The sequence below is a fragment of the Streptomyces sp. 891-h genome, assembly GCF_022760275.1.
Taxonomy (GTDB): domain Bacteria; phylum Actinomycetota; class Actinomycetes; order Streptomycetales; family Streptomycetaceae; genus Streptomyces; species Streptomyces spirodelae.
Genome location: NZ_CP050693.1, coordinates 37,327 through 55,894, shown reverse-complemented (window position 1 = coordinate 55,894; position 18,568 = coordinate 37,327). Strand labels below are relative to the sequence as shown.

At 74.6% G+C, this 18,568-nt stretch carries 11 protein-coding genes; 8 read left to right on the top strand and 3 right to left on the bottom strand.

All coding sequences use genetic code 11. The features are described from left to right. Positions 1-46: 46 nt before the first annotated feature. The 7 genes from HC362_RS00285 (at position 47) to HC362_RS00255 (ending at position 14,636) form a co-directional block, all read left to right on the top strand. Complete coding sequence (locus HC362_RS00285; RefSeq protein ID WP_243088293.1) at positions 47-2,374, top strand: glycoside hydrolase family 3 N-terminal domain-containing protein; 2,328 nt, start codon at positions 47-49, stop codon at positions 2,372-2,374. Positions 2,375-3,172: 798 nt separating this feature from the next. Continuing rightward, positions 3,173-5,554 carry a TOMM precursor leader peptide-binding protein gene (locus HC362_RS00280; RefSeq protein WP_243081641.1) on the top strand — a complete coding sequence of 794 codons (2,382 nt, stop codon included), beginning with the start codon at positions 3,173-3,175 and terminating at the stop codon, positions 5,552-5,554. Beyond that, entirely contained in the window at positions 5,551-7,521 is a 1,971-nt protein-coding gene (locus tag HC362_RS00275) for a TOMM precursor leader peptide-binding protein (RefSeq protein ID WP_243081640.1), read from the top strand. The genes HC362_RS00280 and HC362_RS00275 overlap by 4 nt, the downstream gene beginning before the upstream one ends. 10 nt (positions 7,522-7,531) lie before the next feature. Next, on the top strand, positions 7,532-9,313 hold the full coding sequence (locus tag HC362_RS00270; RefSeq protein ID WP_243081639.1) for a SagB/ThcOx family dehydrogenase: 1,782 nt from the start codon (positions 7,532-7,534) through the stop codon (positions 9,311-9,313). Next, positions 9,310-12,099 (top strand): lantibiotic dehydratase, encoded by a 2,790-nt coding sequence (locus HC362_RS00265; protein WP_243081638.1) that lies wholly within the window; start codon positions 9,310-9,312, stop codon positions 12,097-12,099. The genes HC362_RS00270 and HC362_RS00265 overlap by 4 nt, the downstream gene beginning before the upstream one ends. Continuing rightward, positions 12,096-13,223 carry a lantibiotic dehydratase C-terminal domain-containing protein gene (locus HC362_RS00260; protein ID WP_243081637.1) on the top strand — a complete coding sequence of 376 codons (1,128 nt, stop codon included), beginning with the start codon at positions 12,096-12,098 and terminating at the stop codon, positions 13,221-13,223. Before HC362_RS00265 ends, HC362_RS00260 begins: the two co-directional genes overlap by 4 nt. Before the next feature lie 366 nt (positions 13,224-13,589). Beyond that, entirely contained in the window at positions 13,590-14,636 is a 1,047-nt protein-coding gene (locus HC362_RS00255) for a methyltransferase (protein WP_243081636.1), read from the top strand. A gap of 79 nt (positions 14,637-14,715) precedes the next feature. Here the strand turns inward: HC362_RS00255 and HC362_RS00250 are convergent, their stop codons facing one another. Then, positions 14,716-15,975 carry a glycosyltransferase gene (locus HC362_RS00250; protein ID WP_243081635.1) on the bottom strand — a complete coding sequence of 420 codons (1,260 nt, stop codon included), beginning with the start codon at positions 15,973-15,975 and terminating at the stop codon, positions 14,716-14,718. A 295-nt stretch (positions 15,976-16,270) separates the two neighbouring features. Here HC362_RS00250 and HC362_RS00245 point away from each other — a divergent pair, with 295 nt between their 5' ends. Continuing rightward, complete coding sequence (locus HC362_RS00245) at positions 16,271-16,720, top strand: PaaI family thioesterase (protein ID WP_243081634.1); 450 nt, start codon at positions 16,271-16,273, stop codon at positions 16,718-16,720. A 71-nt stretch (positions 16,721-16,791) separates the two neighbouring features. Here the strand turns inward: HC362_RS00245 and HC362_RS00240 are convergent, their stop codons facing one another. Together HC362_RS00240 and HC362_RS00235 are read right to left on the bottom strand one after the other, a co-directional pair. Next, positions 16,792-17,874 (bottom strand): methyltransferase, encoded by a 1,083-nt coding sequence (locus HC362_RS00240; RefSeq protein ID WP_243081633.1) that lies wholly within the window; start codon positions 17,872-17,874, stop codon positions 16,792-16,794. Next, positions 17,852-18,565 (bottom strand): hypothetical protein, encoded by a 714-nt coding sequence (locus HC362_RS00235; RefSeq protein WP_243081632.1) that lies wholly within the window; start codon positions 18,563-18,565, stop codon positions 17,852-17,854. The genes HC362_RS00240 and HC362_RS00235 overlap by 23 nt, the downstream gene beginning before the upstream one ends. Between the last annotated feature and the right edge of the window lie 3 nt (positions 18,566-18,568).

Below are 18,568 nucleotides of genomic sequence, written 5' to 3'. Positions count from 1 at the left end.
CAAGTGCCGCACTCCGCAGGAGCGGGCCGACGCCCTGCTCGCCGAGATGACACTGGAGGAGAAAACCGCCCAGCTCGTCGGGGTGTGGGTCGGCACCACCGACGAAGGAGCCGAGGTCGCCCCGCACCAGCACGACATGGAAGACCCCGTCCAGCTCGATGACCTGCTCCCGCACGGACTGGGACAGCTGACCCGGCCGTTCGGGACAGCCCCTGTCGACGCCGCGCTGGGCGCCGTCGCGCTGCTGCGGGCCCAGCGCAGGATCGCCGGTGCGAACCGGTTCGGCATCCCGGCCCTGGCTCACGAGGAATGTCTCGCCGGCTTCACCACCTGGGGCGCGACCGCCTACCCCGTGCCGCTCTCCTGGGGCGCCACCTTCGACCCCGCGCTGATCCAGGACATGGCCGCGGCGATCGGCCGTGACCTGCGTGCGGTCGGCGTCCACCAGGGCCTCGCCCCGGTCCTCGACGTCGTGCGCGACGCCCGCTGGGGCCGCGTCGAGGAGACCATCGGCGAGGACCCCTACCTCGTCGGCACCATCGGGACTGCCTACGTACGCGGACTGGAGTCCGCGGGGGTCATGGCCACCCTCAAACACTTCGCCGGATACTCCGCCTCCCGCGCGGGGCGCAACCTCGCGCCCGTCGCCATGGGGCCCCGCGAGCGCGCCGATGTCATCCTGCCGCCGTTCGAAATGGCCGTACGCGAGAGCGGCGCACGGTCGGTGATGCACGCCTACACCGACACCGACGGCATCCCCTCGGCGGCCGACGAACGTCTGTTGACCGGGCTGCTCCGCGAAACCTGGGGGTTCGACGGGACCGTCGTCGCCGACTACTTCGGGATCGCGTTCCTCAAAACGCTGCATGGCGTCGCGGGCAGCCTCGGCGAAGCCGCAGCGCGGGCACTCACGGCCGGGGTCGACGTGGAACTCCCCACCGTGAAGGCCTTCGGCGAGCCGCTGCACCGCGCCGTCCGAGACGGTCTCGTACCCGAAGCCCTCGTGGACAGGGCAGCGCGCAGGGTCCTGACTCAGAAAGCCCAGTTGGGCCTCCTCGACGCGGACTGGGACCCGGTGCCGCCCGCGCTCGCCGGGACGGCCGCAGCCGCCGAAGTGGACTCGGACAGGCCGGACGCGGGCACGGACGCTGCGGACCCGCGCGGCACCGTAGATCTCGACACCCCCGCCAACCGCGCGCTGGCACGCCGCGTCGCCGAGCGTGCCGTCGTCCTGCTCCACAACGACGGCACACTGCCCCTCACGGCGGATGCCGCGCCGGCCCGCATCGCGCTCATCGGACCCAACGCCGACGTGCCGACAGCGGTGCTCGGCTGCTACTCCTTCCCCGTCCACGTCGGCGCCCAGCACCCGCACAAACCGCTCGGCATCGACCTGCCGACCGTGCGCGAGGCCCTGGCGGCCGAGTTCACCGGCAGCGAGATCGTCAGCGCGCCGGGCACGAGTGTCGACTGCCGCGACACGGACGGCTTCGCTGATGCCGCACAGCTGGCTCGCGGAGCCGACCTGGTGATCGCCGCGTTGGGGGACCGGGCGGGACTCTTCGGCCGGGGCACCAGCGGCGAGGGCTGCGACGCCGGTTCCCTGGCCCTGCCCGGGGCCCAGCAAGAACTGCTCGACACGCTCCTGGACACAGGAAAACCGGTCATCGTCACACTCCTGGCCGGCCGCCCCTATGCCCTGGGCAGCGCGGCTGCACGGGCAGCCGCCGTCGTACAGACCTTCTTTCCCGGCGAGGAGGGAACGCGGGCACTCGCCTCCGTCCTCAGCGGACGGGTCGCCCCCTCGGGACGGCTGCCCGTCAGCGTGCCGAAGCTGCCCGACGCGCAGCCCGCCACCTATCTCGCAGCCCGGCTCGGCCACACCAGTGACGTCTCCAGCGTCGACCCGGCACCGGCCTTCGGCTTCGGACACGGACTGACCTACACCACCTTCGCCTGGTCACAGCTCGACGTGGCAGCGGAAGAGGCCGGTACGGACGGTGAGTTCGCGCTGGCCTGCACCGTACGCAACACCGGCACACGCACCGGCACCGAGGTCGTCCAGCTCTATCTGCACGATCCCGTCGCCTCGGTCGTCCAGCCAGTGCAGCGCCTCGTCGGCTATGTACGTCTCGAGCTGGCGCCCGGTGCGGCGGCGCGGGTGCGGGTGACCGTACCGGCCGACGTCGCGTCGTTCACGGGCCGCGACGGGCGTCGCGTCGTCGAACCCGGCGAACTGCACCTGCGGCTCAGCGCCTCCAGCACCGACCCGCGACTGACAGCCAGGCTTCGGCTCACCGGTGAGGCGCGCACGGTGGACCACAGGCGGCGGCTGCACCCGGAGTTCCGAGTGGAGCACCAGCCCCTGCCATGACCGTCCCCATGACCCGCGAAGCCCGCTGGCCCCCAGGGCCGGGATCCGGCGGAAGCCGTTGCGCGCAGCCCGTATCACCCGTCACACCCGCACCGAAAAGTTTCGACAGTGTCTCGCCATTGTTTCGAGGGCATGCCATGCACCAGGATCTGCCCCAACCATGGCGAAACCCGGACCCAGGACCGGCGCTGCAGACCTTCGGCTGACGCCACGGTGGCGGCCGGTCGCGAGACTCGGAAGCATGGAAGTACAGGAGAAGGAGACCACGGTCGTGCAGCCGCGCTGGCTGGTGCCCGGATTGGCGCGGCGGGCATGCTCGCCGGGTTCCTGGCGAAGCCGGCCGCCGGGTGGGTCGTCGCGAGGTCGTGCAGATGCCAGGCCGCGGCGCGCAGCGCGAGATCGCGGTCGTCGGCCGGCTCCTCCCAGCGCCGGGAGGCGAAGTCGCGGCCCCGCTTGGCGCGTTGAAGGCCGCCCGGTGCATGTTGGCGATGCCGGACGAGGCGTCCGGCTTGATTCGCTGACAGGAGCGCTCCAGCTTCGGGCGGTGCGGCTTCTACGCCTCGCCGTAGAGGATCGCCATGAGCAGCCGCGGGTCGGTGCCCGCCTCATTCGGGTGCCCCCGCTCCCGGTCCTCCGCGGTCGCGCAGGGGGCCGCTGTTCGAATCTTCGATCTTCTTCCGATCTTCGCTGACACCGCGCCGGATGACCGGGTAGCGTCCCTGCTCACCATCCGTACGATCAACGTGCGCGCGAGGGCGGTCGTGCCCGGTGTGCGCGCAGTGCGCGGGAGGCCGCTACGTGGACCCCACCCACGACGTACGCCCCAGACTGCGGGCGGACGCGCTGTTCACGGCGACCGACGACGGTGTCCTCCTCCAGTACCCCGAAGGCCGGTTCGTGCTCAAGGGGCGTACCGCCTACCGGTGGATGTGCCGCCTCGCACCGCACCTGACCGGTGCCCACACGCTGGCCGAACTGTGCCACGGGCTGCCCGAGGAGCGCCGCGCCACCGTCACCGCGATGGTGCGGACGCTGCTGGCGCGCGGGGTGGCGCAGGACGTACGGCCGGAGGAAGTCCCGTCCGGACAGGGGAGTTCACAGCTGCCCGAGGCCGTCCGGGACCGCTTCGCCGACCAGCTCGGCTACCTCGACCACCGGCTCGGCGGAGGCGCGACCGCCGCCTTCGCCCGCTTCCGCGCCACCCGCGTGCTGATCGCGGGCCACGGCCCGGTGGCGGAGAGCTGCGGCGTGACCCTGCTGCGCAACGGGCTGCGGACCGTCGCGCTCACCGGCCCGTATCAGCAGCCGCCGCGCCAACTCCTGCTGGAGCGTGCCGCGTTGCGCGATGCGCGGTGCGAAGCCGAGGTGGAGGTGGTTGCGGCGGAGGAGGACGGCGGCCGACCGGGGGAGGTGGCCGCCGCAGCGGATGTCGTCGTCGCGTGCGGTACGGGATACGGCGAGCTCGCCCGCCGCAACCGCGCGGCGCTCGACGGCGGCCCGGCACTGCTGCCGCTGACGGTGCTGGACGGTAGTGCCGTGCTCGGGCCGCTGGTGCACGGACGCGGGGATGACGGCGGCAGCGGTGACGGTGGTGCCGGCGGCGGTGGCAACGGCGACGGCGACGAGGGGAACGGCGGCGGTCGGCAGGTCGCGGGCTGCTGGCAGTGCGCCGTGCTGCGGCTCGCCGCCAACCTGGAGCCGACCGACGCCGCGGCGCTGCTGCGGGCAGTCCACACCGGGCGGTCGGCCACCGGTCCGGCCACGCAGCTCGGGCGCATGCTCGGGACGATGCTCGCCTTCGAGGTCTTCCGATACCGCACGGGAGCCCTCCCGGCTGAGTGCACCGGCGCCTTGGTCCTCCAGGACCGTACGACACTGGCGACCTCGCGGGAGACGCTGCTCGCGCACCCGGACTGTGCGGCGTGCGGCCCGGCACCGAGGACGGCACGGGGCGGGGCGGGCCCACGGACCGCTTCCGGAGTCCGGGACGGGGCCGACCCGGCGGGGGAGGGGGTGCTGTTCGGCGCGTACGCGGGGGTCTTCCGGCGCTACGCCGACGACGCGCTGCCGCAGTCACCGGTTCGCGCCGCCCGTATCGAGGTCGCGGCACCCGGGCCGTCCGCCGTACGTCCCCGCTCCGTCACCGCCTTCGCCCTCGGCACCCAGGCCGACGCCAGGACCACCGCCCGGTACTCGGCCGCTCTGGTGTACGAGAGGCTGCTGCACGCGCACGGCCTGCCGCGCAGCGCCGCACCGTACCTCGCGGACGGGGCGGTGGAGCGGGTGCCCGGCGCCGAGTTGAGCAACTGGAGCGGCATCCGCGACAGCGGCGACACCGACGGCGCCGGCGGCGCGTCGGCACCGGGCGGGGCGGACGAGCGCGCCGCCGAGGGGCCGTGGCTGAGAGCGTGGGAGTGGGAGCCTACGCAGGGCGCGGCTCCCGGGCACGGCCGGACGGTCGCCGTCCCGGCGGCGGCCGTGCATCCCGGCGGCGCGCTCGACCCGGACGGCCGCTTCGAACCGGGCGGTGCCGGTGCCGGAGCGGGTGCCACCCTCGACGCAGCGGCCCGCCGGGGCCTGTTGTCGGCGCTCGCCCGCGAGGGTGTCGTGGCGGCGCTGCGCGCGCAAGCAGCGCCGCGCGTGCTTCCGGCGCCGTCCGGGGACGCGGCAGCCGAGGACGACTGCGGATTCCTGTTCCGCGCCGCCGCCCACCTCGACCGGCAGGTCACCCTTCTCGAACTTCCCGGCGCCGCACCCGCACATGCGGTCGTCGCCCTCGCCGGTGACGGACCCACCCACGCCGCCGAGGCGCTCGGTTATGGCACAACCCGCGCCGAAGCCGTCGCACACGCCCTCCGCGATCTGGTCGGCACGCTGCAACTCGCGGCGCACGGCGATCGAACGGACCTGGGCGACCCCCTGGTGCCGGGCATCGACGCACCGGCGCTGCTGGCGGCGGCCGAACCGGCGCCCGAACCGGCGGCCGAACCGGCGCCCGAACCGGCGGCCGAGGCGACAGCCGCGGAGCAGCCGACGGCCGGGAAGCACCGGTCGAGGCGGATGTCGGCGGAGCGCGGACAAAAGGCCCTCGTCGTCCTGACGACCCCTCCCGACCTGCGTGCGGGCGGCGTGGAGACCGTACGCGTGCTGCTGCGCAGGCCGCGGGAGGCACCGGCGTGAGTACCGCCACCGAGGGACTGCCCGAGGCCGACCGGCTGCGCGTCGAGCGCGCGCTGGCCTCCCGTCTGCACGACGCCGCGCAGCAGCCGCTGTCCGTCCACGTACGGCTGCTGGGGATGCGCGACGCCTACGCGGAGCCGGACCGGCCGCCCGCCCCCGCGCCCGGCGCGACACTCGTCCCCGTCCAACTGCACGGCAACTACGCCCTGCTGGGGCCGCTCGGCCCGCCGCAGCCGCTCCCGGGCCATCCGTGCTTCCACTGTGTGGCGACCCGCTGGCAGGCCCTCCGCCCCGCCGTCGAGCGCGACGCGCTGGAACTCGGGCCTCGGGCCCGCGTCCATGCGGCGGCCCCGAACCCGTATCTGACCCCCTTCGCCCTCGACATGCTCGCCCACCTGGCGAGAGCCGCACTCGACACCGTGCGCCGGGAGGAGCCGACCACGCCCGGTACCGGCACGCCCCCGACCGGCACCGTGCACCGGCTCGCGCTCGACACCCTCCGCGTGGAGCGTGTCCGGCTGCTGGCCGACCCCGCGTGTCCCCGGTGCGGGGCGGGGGAGCGGGCTGCCGTGGACCCCGCGCGCAGCGCCGTCCGGCTGCGGCCCGGTCTCGTCCCGCGCCCCGGCACCGCCCGGCTGCTGAGCGCCGCCGAGGCGGTGCCGGAGCGGGCCGCCGACGCGCTCGCCAACCCCGTCTGCGGCGCACTCGGCACGGGGGTACGGCCGGACCGGGAAGCGGCCAACACCGCCCCGGCCGGTGGACGTTTCGCGGTACGCGGCACACCCCGCCTCATGGACGTCCACTGGAGCGGGCACGCCGACACCTACCGGGACAGCGCGGCCCTGGCCCTGTGCGAGGGGCTGGAGCGGCTGGCGGGGCTGCGCGAGGGCGGACCCGGGCGGATCCTGGCCGCTCGTTCGGCGCTCCGTCACCCGTCCGTGGACCCGCGCGAGTGCGGACTCCCGCCGGCGGCGTTCTTCGACGGCGCGCCGCCGCACTTCGCGCCGTACGACGAGGACCTCGTCCTGCCGTGGCTGTGGGGCTGGTCGCTGCGGGACGAGCGGCCGGTGCTGGTTCCCGAGCAGTTGGTCCACTACCGGTCGGCCGGTCCCGGCCCGTTCTTCGCCGCCGGGACCTCCAGCGGCTGCGCGGGCGGCTCGTGCGTGGAGGAGGCCGTGCTGCACGGGCTGCTGGAGCTCGTGGAGCGGGACGCGTTCCTGGTGGCCTGGCTCGGACGGGCCCGGCTGCCGCGGATCGCGGTGGACGGCCGCCGGTCCCCGGCGACCCGGCTCCTCGCCGAGCGGATGCGGCGCGGCGGCTATCGGCTCCGGCTCTTCGACAACCGGATCGATCTGCCCGTTCCCGTCGTGACCGCCGTCGCGACCCGCGAGGACGGCGGGCCGGGGGCGCTGTGCCTGTCCTCCGCCGCCGCGCTCGACCCGGAGCGCGCCGCCGAGTCGGCCGTACGCGAGGTCGCCAGCTATCTGTCGGGCTTTCCCGAGCGCACGCTGGACAACCTCGACCGGCTGCGCGCCATGGCACGGGACTTCTCCCTGGTCCGCGAACTGTCCGAGCACGCCGCGCTGTACGGTCTGCCGGAGATGGAGCGGCACGCCGCGTTCCTCCTCGGCCCGGACGACCGGGCACGGCCACCGGCCGCGGCCTTCCGGGACGGAGCCGCACCACCCGCCGGCGATCTGTCCGCCGCCGTGCGCCACTGCCGGGACCTGCTCGCCGCGCGGGGCTTCGACACGGTTGTCGTCGATCAGACCGGACCGGAACAGCGGGCGGTCGCCACCCGAGTGGTGCGGGTACTGGTGCCCGGGCTGCTCCCGCTCGACTTCGGGGCCCGGCGGCACCGGGCCCCCGGCATGCCCAGGGCCCGCACCGCGCTGCGGAGCGCCGGGCTGCGTGCCGACGACCTGACGGCTGCGGAGCTCAACCCGGCTCCGCACCCGTTCATGTGAGGGGGAGAAGGTGTCCCAGTGCCGACGACCGGGTCCGGGAGGAGCGGCGGACCGCACCCTCCCGGTGACCCGCTATCTGGACGCGGTGCTACGGCGGGCCTCGGTGCCGATGGAAGCCGAGCCGTTCGAGCCGGACTGGCAGGACCAGCCGCGGAGCCACAAGATCTATCCCGGGGCACCCGGTTTCCCGCTCCCCGACGAGGTGCCGCCCTCTGCGGCCCCGCTGGGGGAGGCCCTGCTCGCCCGGACCCCGGAGCCGCGGGCGGCCGGGGCGGGCTTCACCGTGCCGCTGCTCGGGGGTATGCTCCACCACTCCTACGGCTGGCTCTCCCGCCGGCTCCAGGTCACCGCGGACCCGGGCCAGGGCGGCCGGGAGGCGTACGCGCACGCCGCGTGGGCGCGCGGCAGCGCGGCGGGCGGTGGCCTGTACCCGTGCGAGATCTACTGGGTGTGCGGTCCGGGCGCGGGCCCGCTGCCCGGCGTGTACCACTACGACCAGCCCGCGCACGCGCTGCGCCGCCTCGCCGCGGGCGATGTCTCGCCGCAGGTACGCGAGGCGCTGGGCGGCGTGCCGACCGCGGGCCGCCAGTTCCTCCTCGTCACCGTCCGCTTCTGGCAGAACGCCTTCAAGTACGGGGAGTTCAGCTACCACTGCGTGACCATGGACCTCGGCTGCCTGCTGCGGACCTGGCAGACCTGGGCGGCGGCCTGCGGCATCGGGCTCCGCCCCCGACTGTGGTACGACGAGCCGGCGCTGGACCGCCTGCTGGGTCTCGATCCCGTCACCGAGAGCGTGCTGGCGGTGGTGCCGCTGCCCTGGCGGGGTGCCGCCGAGGCGGGGAGCGACGGGCCCGCCCCCTCGCGGGCTCCCGCGCCACGGATGGCCGCGCCCCTGCCCGAACGGTCCCGTACCGTCCTGCGGTTCCCCGCCGCCGAGGCGGCCCACCTGGCGGCGGCGTACGACACGGGACCGCCCCCGGGCCCGGAGGCGCTGGCCGAGGCCGCCGGCCAGGAGCCGGACCCGCCCGCCGGAGGGCAGCCGGACGCGTCCGCGCCCGCTCCCGTTCCGCTTCCCGCCCCCTCGCGGCTCGGCGCGGGTGTCGCCGAAGCACTCGCCGCCCGGCGCAGCAGCTTCGGCCGGTTCTCCGCGCACCGCCCGCTGTCGGCCGCCGACTTGGCCGCGCTGCTGCAGGCAGCCGCGGCCGGGCGGCATCTGCGTGCGGACGGGGATGGCGGCCGGGTGTCGTCGCGCCCGGCGCCCGCGCTCACCCGGCTCGCCGTCTTCGTCCAGCATGTGGCCGGAGCACCGGCGGGTCTCCACCTGTACGACTCCGCCGCGCACGCCCTGGTTCGGCTGCCCGGACCGGCCCCGCACCCCTTCCTCCAGCGGAGCTACACGCTCAACAACTACAACCTCGAACAGGCCGCCGCCGTCCTGTTCGTACTGGCCCGCCCGCACGCCGTCGTGGCCGCCGCGGGGCCGCGCGGCCACCGGCTGCTCAACGCCGAGGCGGGCGCCGTCGCGCAGGCCGCCTACCTCGCTGCCGCGTCCCTCGGTACAGGCTGCGGTGCGGCGCTCGGCTTCGACTACGAGGCCCTCCACGCGGCTCTCGCTCCGGCCGTCGGCCCGGACACCTGGCCGCTGCTCCTCCTGATGGCCGGTCACGAGCGCTGCGACCGCCCGCGTTTCGACGCCCCCCTCGTCCCGAACGGCCCCTGCGGCGGCCCCAGCCACCACCCACACCCCCACCCCCGACCCAGCCCTCGCACGGACCGGACCGGCCGCCCATGACCGACACCCCCTCCCACCCGACCCCCGCAACCGCACCCGCACCCGCAACCGCGCCGTTCACCCTCGCCCCCGACTTCCTGCTCCGCGTCGCCGGGCTCCCCACCGCGGTCCTCACGCCCCTGCGTGCGCCCGCCACCACCGCGTGGGCGCGCACGGCGCTGGAGCTGGAGGACGGCATGGCCGTGCTTGCCCCCGCTGCCGAGGACGCCCTCGCCGAGGCTGTCGCCCGCACCGCGCCCGCGAGGCGCCGCGCCCTGCTCGCTCTCCGCCGCGACATCCACAACGCCCGCACGCCCTCCCGCGCGACGCTGCGGGGCGCCGAGGCGGTGGCGCCCTCGGCCGCCGCCGACTGGCTCGCCCTGCGGCGCCGCTACGAGGAGCATCTGGCGGCCGGTGAGCGCATCCAGGCCGCCGAACTCGTCTCCGCCCGCCTCCAGTTGCGTCGCCTCGCCCGTGACCCGGTGCTGCGAGCCGGCCTCCAGGCGGCCTCACCCTCCCTGGACGCCGCCCTCCCGGCGTATCTGGCGGCCGGTGACGCGCCACCGAGCGGCAAGCGGAACCGGAAGGCGGAGCGCGCCCTGATGTCGTACGTCTACCGGGCGGCGCTCAAGACGAGCCCTTTCAGCACCCTCACCACCTTGGCGCGCGGGCGCTTCCACGACTCCGGTCCGCCCCTGGGGCTCGCCCCCGTGGGCGACGCTCCGCCGCAGCCGCTGCTGCGTGCACGCGCCAATGTGACCGCGCTCCACGAGATCGCCGTCGCGGCGCTCGGCGACCCGGCCACCCGGGCGGCCCTCCCGTTCCACGCCGTCGGCGGGTGGCGCCGCTCAGGAGGGCGCATCCACTTCACACGCCGCAGGTACCGGTCCGTCGATCCCGGCCTCGCTCTCGCCACACCGGGCGTGCTGCAGGAGGAGCCGTTCCAGGTGCCCGCGGGGCCCGTTCTCGACGAGGCGCTGCGGCTGCTCGACGCGGCCGGGGACGCCGGTACGACCCTGCCGCGGCTCGCCGAGGCGCTGCACCGCTCCGACCCGGACGGCCGCCCGCGGGAGCGGCTGGAGGGCTATCTCGCCAAGCTGGTGGAGCTGGGCCTGCTCACCACGCCCGCTCTCACCCTCGACATCCACCACCCGGACCCCGTCGCACAGCTGGCCGGGCGGCTGCGTACGCTCGGTCCGCTGCCGCCCGCAGGCGGCGGACCTTCCCTGGCCGACCGGCTCGACCGGATACGGGAGCACGCCGACGGCTTCCCCCTCGCGCCGCTGGAGGAGCGCGCCCGCCGTACCGCCGCGCTCCGCACCGAGGTGGCCGAGGCGCAGCGGGCGCTGGGCCGCGCGGCACCGGTCGTGCCCAGGACAGCCGTCTACGAGGACGCCGTGCTGGCCGCGCCCGCCACCGCCTCCCGCCGGGCCTGGGCCCGGGGACCGCTGCCCGCGCTCGGCGACTTCGCCCGGCTGCTGCCCGCCTTCGACCTGCTGCTGCTGGACAGGCTGCTGGCCCACGCCTACTTCCGCTCCCGGTACGGGCCCGGCGGGGTCTGCGACGACGTGCCCGGTTTCGCGCACGAGTTGTACCGGGACTGCGGCACGCGGCTGTCGGGCACCGGCACCCGCCTGGGCACGCTGGACGCGGACGGCAGGTATCTGCCGCGCGCCAACCCCTACGACGATCCGCGGGTCGCGGCGCTGAGCGCGGCGCACGAGGCGTTCGCCCGCGCGCTGCGCGGCGCGCTCGACGCCCGGCGCCCCGAAGAACGGCCGCAGCCGTCCGATGCCTCCGAGATCGTCCTGGACCCGGCGGCGCTGCACCGGGCCGCCGCCGCGCTGCCTCCCGGCAGCCGGGGCCTGCCGCGCAGCTACTCCTGCTACCTCCAGTGGGCCGGACCCCGCCTCCCCGGCGGGCCGCCGCTCGCCGTCCTCAACTGGGCCTACTCGGGCCTCGGCCAGCCTCTCGCCCGGTTCGCCAGGTCCTTCGGCCCGGAGGCCGAGCAGGAGCTGACGGAGGGCATCCGGGCCCGGTTCACCCGGCTGCTGCCGCCCGACGCCGTCGCCGCGGAACTGAGCGGCGGCTACGACACCTCCAACCTGGCGTTGCGGCCCGCAGTGGCCCCCTACCGGCTGATCGGCCCCGCCGAGGCGCCGCACGGGCCCGCCGAGCGCCGACTGGGGATCGACGACCTGCGGCTGGTCGACGACGAGGAGAGCGGTGAACTGCTGCTGGTCTCCCGGCGGCTGGGCAGGCGCGTGGTGCCGCTGTGGCTCGGCGGCCTCGTCCCCATGGCGCTGCCCCGCGTGCAGCGCACCCTGCTGGCGCTCTCCCCGGCAGCCATGCCGCTCGTGGCGGACCTGTGGGGGTGCCTGGAGGGGGGCGGGCCGGCCCACCGTCCCCGGGTGCGGCACGGCTCGCTGGTCCTGGCCCGCCGCAGCCGGCGGTTGGCCGGGCCCGAACTGCCCGGCCCGCAGCCACCCGCAGAGACCGCGCGCGGTTTCCTCGCCCGCCGCCGCTGGTGGCGTGCCGCCGGGCTGCCGGAGCGGGTGATGGTCCGTACGGACATCGACCGCAAGCCGCATCCGGTGGACGCCGGGAGTCCGCTGTCCCTCTCGCTGCTGGACCACCGGCTGCGCGGGGCCGGGGAGGCCGTCTTCACCGAGCTGCTGCCCGACGCCACCGAACCGGCCCTCAGCGCGGGCGGCTCCACGTATGTGTCGGAGGTGTGCGTGGAGCTGGACGCGGCGCCACTTCCCACCGGCCTCACACAGCACACCGGAAGGACGGACCCCCAGTGAGCGAAGCGATCGACACCGGCCAGGCGCGGCTCCCGGCGCGGCAGCGCCGGCCCGGACCCGCCGCACCCCTGAACGCCGACGACCGTCCGCCCACCGAGCTGGGACCCGGCGAGTGGCTGTCGGCGCACGTCTACTACGCCGGGGATCGCGACCCGCTGCTGGGCGAGTGTGTCGGCCCGCTCTTCGAGCGGCTGCGCGCCGAAGGCCTCGCCGACCGCTGCTTCTTCCTGCGCCACTGGCTGGAGGGCCCGCATGTGCGGCTGCGGGTGCGGCCCACCACCCCGGCCGCGATCCCGGCGCTGACCGGCGCGATCGAGGAGGCCGTCGGCGACTTCCTGCGCCGCTGCCCCTCCGTCTACGACCCAGCGGTGGATCTGAGCGACGAGCAGTACCGGGAGCGGTTCCGGCTGGAGTTCTCCGACGCGCAGTGGGACGCCCGCTACGGCCCGGACACCGTGCGGATGCCGCGCCGCCCCAACGACTCACTCGCCTACCTCGGCTACGAGCCGGAGCTGGAGCGGTACGGCGGCCCGGCAGGTGTGGCGCTCTCCGAGTGGCACGCCGACCGCTCCAGCAGCCTGGTAGCGAGCCTGCTGGCCTCAGCCAACACGCAGGTCGGCAGCGTACGGCTGGGGCTGGCCGCACAGCTGACGGCCACGCTCGCCCTCACGGTGCTGGGCGACACCGAGCGCACCGTCGCCTTCTTCGAGCGGCGCATGGCCGACTGGGAGCCGCTGTTCAAGGAGCGCTACAGCACCTACGCCGCCGCCTACCTGCGGATGGCGGGCCCGGTGGGCGACAAGGTGGAGGCCCTGCACGCGGGGGTCCTCGGCGGCCGGCCCGACCGGCTCGCCGGATTCCTGCGCCGGTGGGCCGAGCACGGCGCCGAACTGCGTGCCCGTATCGACGAGGAGGCCCGGCGCGGGGCGCTGGTGTTCCCCGCGGGGGAGGGGACGGGGGCGCCAGTGCCGGTGGACGCGGAGACCGCGCGGGCCGCGCTGCTCGCCGGATTCGTGCACATGGGGTGCAACCGGCTCGGGGTGACCGTCGGCAGCGAGGACTATCTCGCCTATCTGCTGCGCCGAGCCCTCAGGGAGCGGGTCCAGCAACTGCCCGCGGATTGACCGCGACCGCCGCCGGCCGGCTATTGACCATGGCGAAAACTGATCCACACAATGGCGGGTGTCCGCGTACATCGCGTAACACGCCTATCAAGCAAGGGAGTTGGCACATGCTCGTAGACGAGCTGGAGGCGCTGGAAGCCGAGACCTTCGAGATCGAGGAGATCGAGGAGCCGCCGCAGGTCATCGCCAGCACGACGGCCTCGGGGCCGCTCTGCCACTGAGCCGTGCGGCAGCCGCCGCCGGGCACCGCCCGAGCCGTACGGCGAACGGACGGCGCCCGGCGGCGAGCGGCCGAGAGGCGGAACGCAAGCGGACCGTCCCGGCCATCCGCCGGGCGTTCGCACCCCATCCACGACCGGGAAGACGGTGACCCAGACGGTGACCCAGCAGAACAAGCGGCCCCGCGGCACGAGCGACATCTGGGAGGTCGCCGACCTGGTCACCCCCATGGCCGTAGGCGTCGCCGCCACCCTGCGCCTTGCCGATCACATCGGGGAGGGCACCGCCCCCCTCGGCCGGCTCGCCGAGCGCTCCGGCACCCCCGCACACCTGCTGGAGCGGCTGCTCCACCACCTGGTCAACGCACAGGTGTTCACCCAGCCCGAGCCGCACGTCTACGGTCTCACCGAGCTCGGCGCACAGCTGCGCGCCGACCACCCCGGCAGCCCCCGCGACTGGCTCGACACCGGCAGCGCCTTCGGCCGCGGTGACCTCGCGCTGGTCCACCTGCTGGAGAGCATCCGCACCGGCCGCCCCGGCTACGACACCGCCTACGGCCGCTCGTTCTGGGCCGACCTGGACGCCGACGCAGAACTCTCCGACTCCTTCGACTCCTTGCTCGCCTCGCTGCTCGTGCCCGGCGAGACGAAGGCCGCAGCCGACGGCTACGACTGGGGCTCGCTCGGCCACCTCGTCGATGTCGGCGGCGGGGACGCGACGCTCCTGTGCGCGCTGCTGACCGCGCACCCCGAACTCCGCGCCACCCTGGTGGAGCTGCCAGGACCGGCTGCCGCGGCCCGCACCAACCTCGCCGAGCAGGGGCTGGGCGAGCGGTGCGCCGTGCTGGAGTCCAGCTTCCTCGACCCGCTGCCGGAGGCGGCTGCCGGTGCGGGCGGCTACCTGCTCTCCGTCGTACTGCACGACTGGGACGACGAGCACGCGCTGGCCATCCTGGAACACTGCGCCCGCGCGGCCCGCCCCGGCAGCCGGGTGCTGCTGATCGAGGGGCTGCGCGACGACCCGCAGGGGGCGCGGGTCCGCTCCGAGATGGACCTGCGGATGCTCACCTACTTCTCCGGGCAGGAGCGCACCCGCGACCAGCTCGCCGCGCTCGGCGACCGCGCCGGATTCGACCTCGGCACGGTGCGCAAGCTCAGCTACTACCGTTCCCTGGTGGAGCTCGTCGCCCGCTGACGTCCGCGCGGGGCCCCGGCTCCGGCCCGGGCTCCGGCCCGGGCTCCGGCCCGGCGCCCCACCGGGCCGCATCGGCGGGTCAACCGAGGCGGCCGAGGGCGGCGGCGACCGCCGCGGTGCCGTTCTCGGCGCCCAGCAACCGGGCCACCTGCCGTGCGCGGTGCCCGTACGAGGGCGACCGGGTGGCTGCTGCCAGCGCGGTGGCAAGCCGGTCCACCGTCAGCTCCCGCAGCGGCACCGCACGCGGGGCGACGCCGAGCGCGACCAGGCGACGGGCCCAGAAACCGCCGTCGAACTGCACCGGCACCGGTACCGCCGGCACCCCGGCGCGCAGCCCGGCGGCCGTGGTGCCCGCCCCGCAGTGGTGCACCACGGCCGCCATGCGCGGGAAGAGCAGGGCGTGCGGCAGCTCGTCCACCGTCAGCAGATCGTCCCCGGCTCCGGGGTCGGCGTGCAGTCCGGCCCAGCCGCGCTGCACCACCCCGCGCACTCCCGCGGCCCGCAGCGCACGCACCAGCACCGCACTGGTGGCCTCCGGATCGCGGACGGTCGCGCTGCCCAGTCCGACGAAGACCGGCGGCGGCCCGGCGGCCAGGAACTCCTCGACGTGGGGCGGCAGTTCGGCGTCCGGTGGAACGTACGACCACCAGTAGCCGCACACGTCGAGACCCGGTCGCCAGTCGCGGGGCCGGGGGACCACCACCGGGCTGTAGCCGTACTGCACCGGCCACAGCCGCCGCTCCCTCGCCCGGTGCCCCGTACGCCGTACCGTGCTCGGCGGTGCTGCGAGCAGGTCCCTGACCGTGGCCCGTACCGTGTCCGCGAAGATCCGCTCGACAGCCGCGTTGACCACCCCGGCCGCCATCCTGTTGCCCACCGGGCCGAACGACCGGCCGCCGAGGACGGGAGGGCCGAACGATGCCGTGGGGTGCAGCGGCTGCAGATACGCGCCCATGCTGGGCACCCCGAGCCCCTCTCCAACGGCGTGGCCCAGCGCCGCCAGTGAGCCGGACAGCAACAGCACATCGCTCTGCCGCGCGACATCCACCAGGGGCGGCGCCATGTCTCCCACCAGGGCCCGGGCCATACGGGTCAGCCGCAGCATCTTGCCCGCACCGGTCGCGCTGTCGTGCAGCGCCCGGCCCTTGTCGGACTCCAGCTCGGCCCGCGGGTCGACGGGCAGCGGCCGGAAGCCGACACCCGCCGCCCGCACCAGGGGGCCGAACACCCCGTGCGTGGCCACCGTGACCTGGTGCCCGGCCTCGGCCAGCCCGTGGGCGAGCCCCGTATAGGGCGCCACGTCGCCCCGCGAACCCGCCGTCATCACCGCAACGCGCATCCACCCAGTATCCGCCCCGCCGGCCGTTCGGTCCTTCGCAGCGGCGAGACGAGCCACCTACGGGCGACGGCCGGCGGCTGCACGGCTGCACGTCTGCGCCGTCGTACGGTTCATGGCCAGGCTGCAGACCGGCAGTCCGCCGTCCACCGGAAGGGACAGGGGGGACCGCCCCCTCCAACCGATCGCGGGACGCCGCCCGGAACGCCGGCATCACAGCGACCCTCGGCCGTCGGCGAGGACGCGCCCTGGCCGAGATCGGCGGAAGCCTCGCCGCATCGAGTCTAGGGTGAGCAACATGGCTGAACGGGAAGAGAAGAAGGGTGTGTTCTGGGACGTGCAAGCCGGGCGGCTCCCACCACCGCCCGCTGCCGTGACCCTGGGCTGGGAGCTGATCGACGTCGACACGGACGCGGGCACCATCGAGGTGGGCTTCACCGCGGGGGAGCAGTTCCTGAATCCGGCGGGTGTGGTGCAGGGCGGGTTCCTGGCCGCCATGCTCGACGACACGCTGGGTCCCGCGCTGGTCGCGACGCTGCCGGACGGGCAGTTCGCGCCGACGTTGGACCTGCATGTGCAGTACCTGCGGTCGGCGTTGCCGGGACGTCTCGTCGGGCGTGGGCGGATCGTGCAGCGTGGGTCCCGGGTGTGTTTTCTCGCGGGCGAGCTGCTCGGCCCGGACGGCAAGCCGGTCGCGGTGGCGACGGCGACGGCACACATCAAGTCCCCTCCGGTTCAGACCGGTTGAAGGGCCGCAGGTGTGGCTCCCCGTCGGCGGCTCGTACGACGACGGGGAGCCACGCCGCTGGCTGGACGACCTCAGACCGGGGCGCCTTCCAGCACGCTGTAGCCGAAGGGCGCGAACGGCTCCGTGGCGTGCTCAAGCCTGAATCCGGCCTCGGCGAAGAGGTCCGCGAACTCGCTTTCGGTACGTTCCCGTCCGCCTGTCACGACCAGCATCAGCAGGTCACGCAGATACGCGTGCGTCTCCCCGCGGCCGGCGACCGCGGTGTCGGGCAGTCTGCGCTCGATGACGAGCAGGCGGCCCCCCGGCCGTATCGCGGACCGGATGGTGCGGAGGATGTCGACCGATCGCTGGTCGTCCCAGTCGTGCAGGATCTCCTTCAGGATGTACGCGTCACCGTCGGCGGGCACTTTCTCGAAGAAGTCGCCGTCCACCACCCGGCAGCGCCTCTGCACGCCGGCGCCGGACAGGGTGCGCTCCGCGCCGGCGAGAGCGCCCGGAGCGTCGAAGAGCACACCGTCGAGGCCGGGGTGGTCCCGCAGAATGCGGGCGATGAGCGTGCCGTCACCTCCGCCGACGTCGACCACCGTAGGGAATCGCGAAAAGTCCGCGGCCGCCACGATGCCGGGAATGGCATCGCGGGTGTGCTCGGCCTGTGAGCGGTGGAAGACGGCCGCCGGCCCTGGATTGCCCGTGTAGTACTCGATCCAGCTCATACCGTGCGCCAGGTCCCACGCCGGCGTTCCGGTGCGCAGGCTGGGCACCAACTGCTCCCAGCTTCGCCACGTCTGCGGTCCGCCTCCCATCAGCACGACGCCGCGGACCGAGTCCGGTACGTCGTCGCGGAGCGGCCGTCCCGCTTCGGTGAGTTCGAACCGGTCCGGCGCCTGCCGCGCGACCAGTCCCAGACCCACCAGGACGTGCAGCAGGCGCCGCAGTGACGGTGCGTGGGTACCGGTGGCGGCGGCGAGGCCATCGGTGGTCTGTACGCCCTCGGCCAGCCGGTCGGCGATGCCCAGTTCGGCCGCTGCGTACGTCGCCTTGGCCGCCATCATCTGCAGCAGGGGCGCCAGCAGGTGGGAGGCACCCGGCGCTGTGGCGGGGGCTTGCCCCTGCCGCCCCTCTTCGGGATCGTCAGCCGTTGAGCGCAAGTTCACCGCCCACGGGGTGGCGGCGGGCGCGCTTCACGTCCTCGTCGATCTCCCGCATCGTGACCTTCCGGTGGAAGTAGTGATAGCCGCGGGCGATGGCGTAGTCGACCTGCGCCTGGTTCTCCGTCCGGAAGTAGGTGACGTAGTCGTCGATGCCGGCGTCCCCCAGCAGGTGGAGGGGTTCATGGCGGACGGGGATGGTGCCGAAGTCGGCGAAAAGCGGGAGCATTTCGTGCCGTATGACACCAGCGACGAGGTCGTACCCTTTGCTGTGCGAGAGGACCGCGCAGTTGCGCAGGATGATGCCGAGCAAGAGGTCGCCGCGGAACGCTTGCTCGATCGCGACATTGTTCACCTCGAGGATCCGTTTGTCGTGGGCCCCGGGGATGATGCGGTGCAGGGCCGATTCGGGTTCCGCCGGGGTCAGCCGGTGGATGGCCACGAGCCGGTCCTCGAAGGTGACCTTGTAGCAGACGGCGCCGGTGCCGGGCAGGAACTCCTCGCTGTACAGGCCGAACGGCTTGAGTGCGTCGCGCAGGAAGGCGCGGTAGTCGTCCAGGTCTGCGGCGTCCGAGATCTCGTGGATCTGGTACTTCCGCACTTCCCGCAGCACGTCTTCGTCCATGGGGGCCGCGGTGAATGTGGCCGGGTTGCTCGGTTCACTCTCGTCCAGTCCTGCGATCACTTGGGGCTGCAAGGA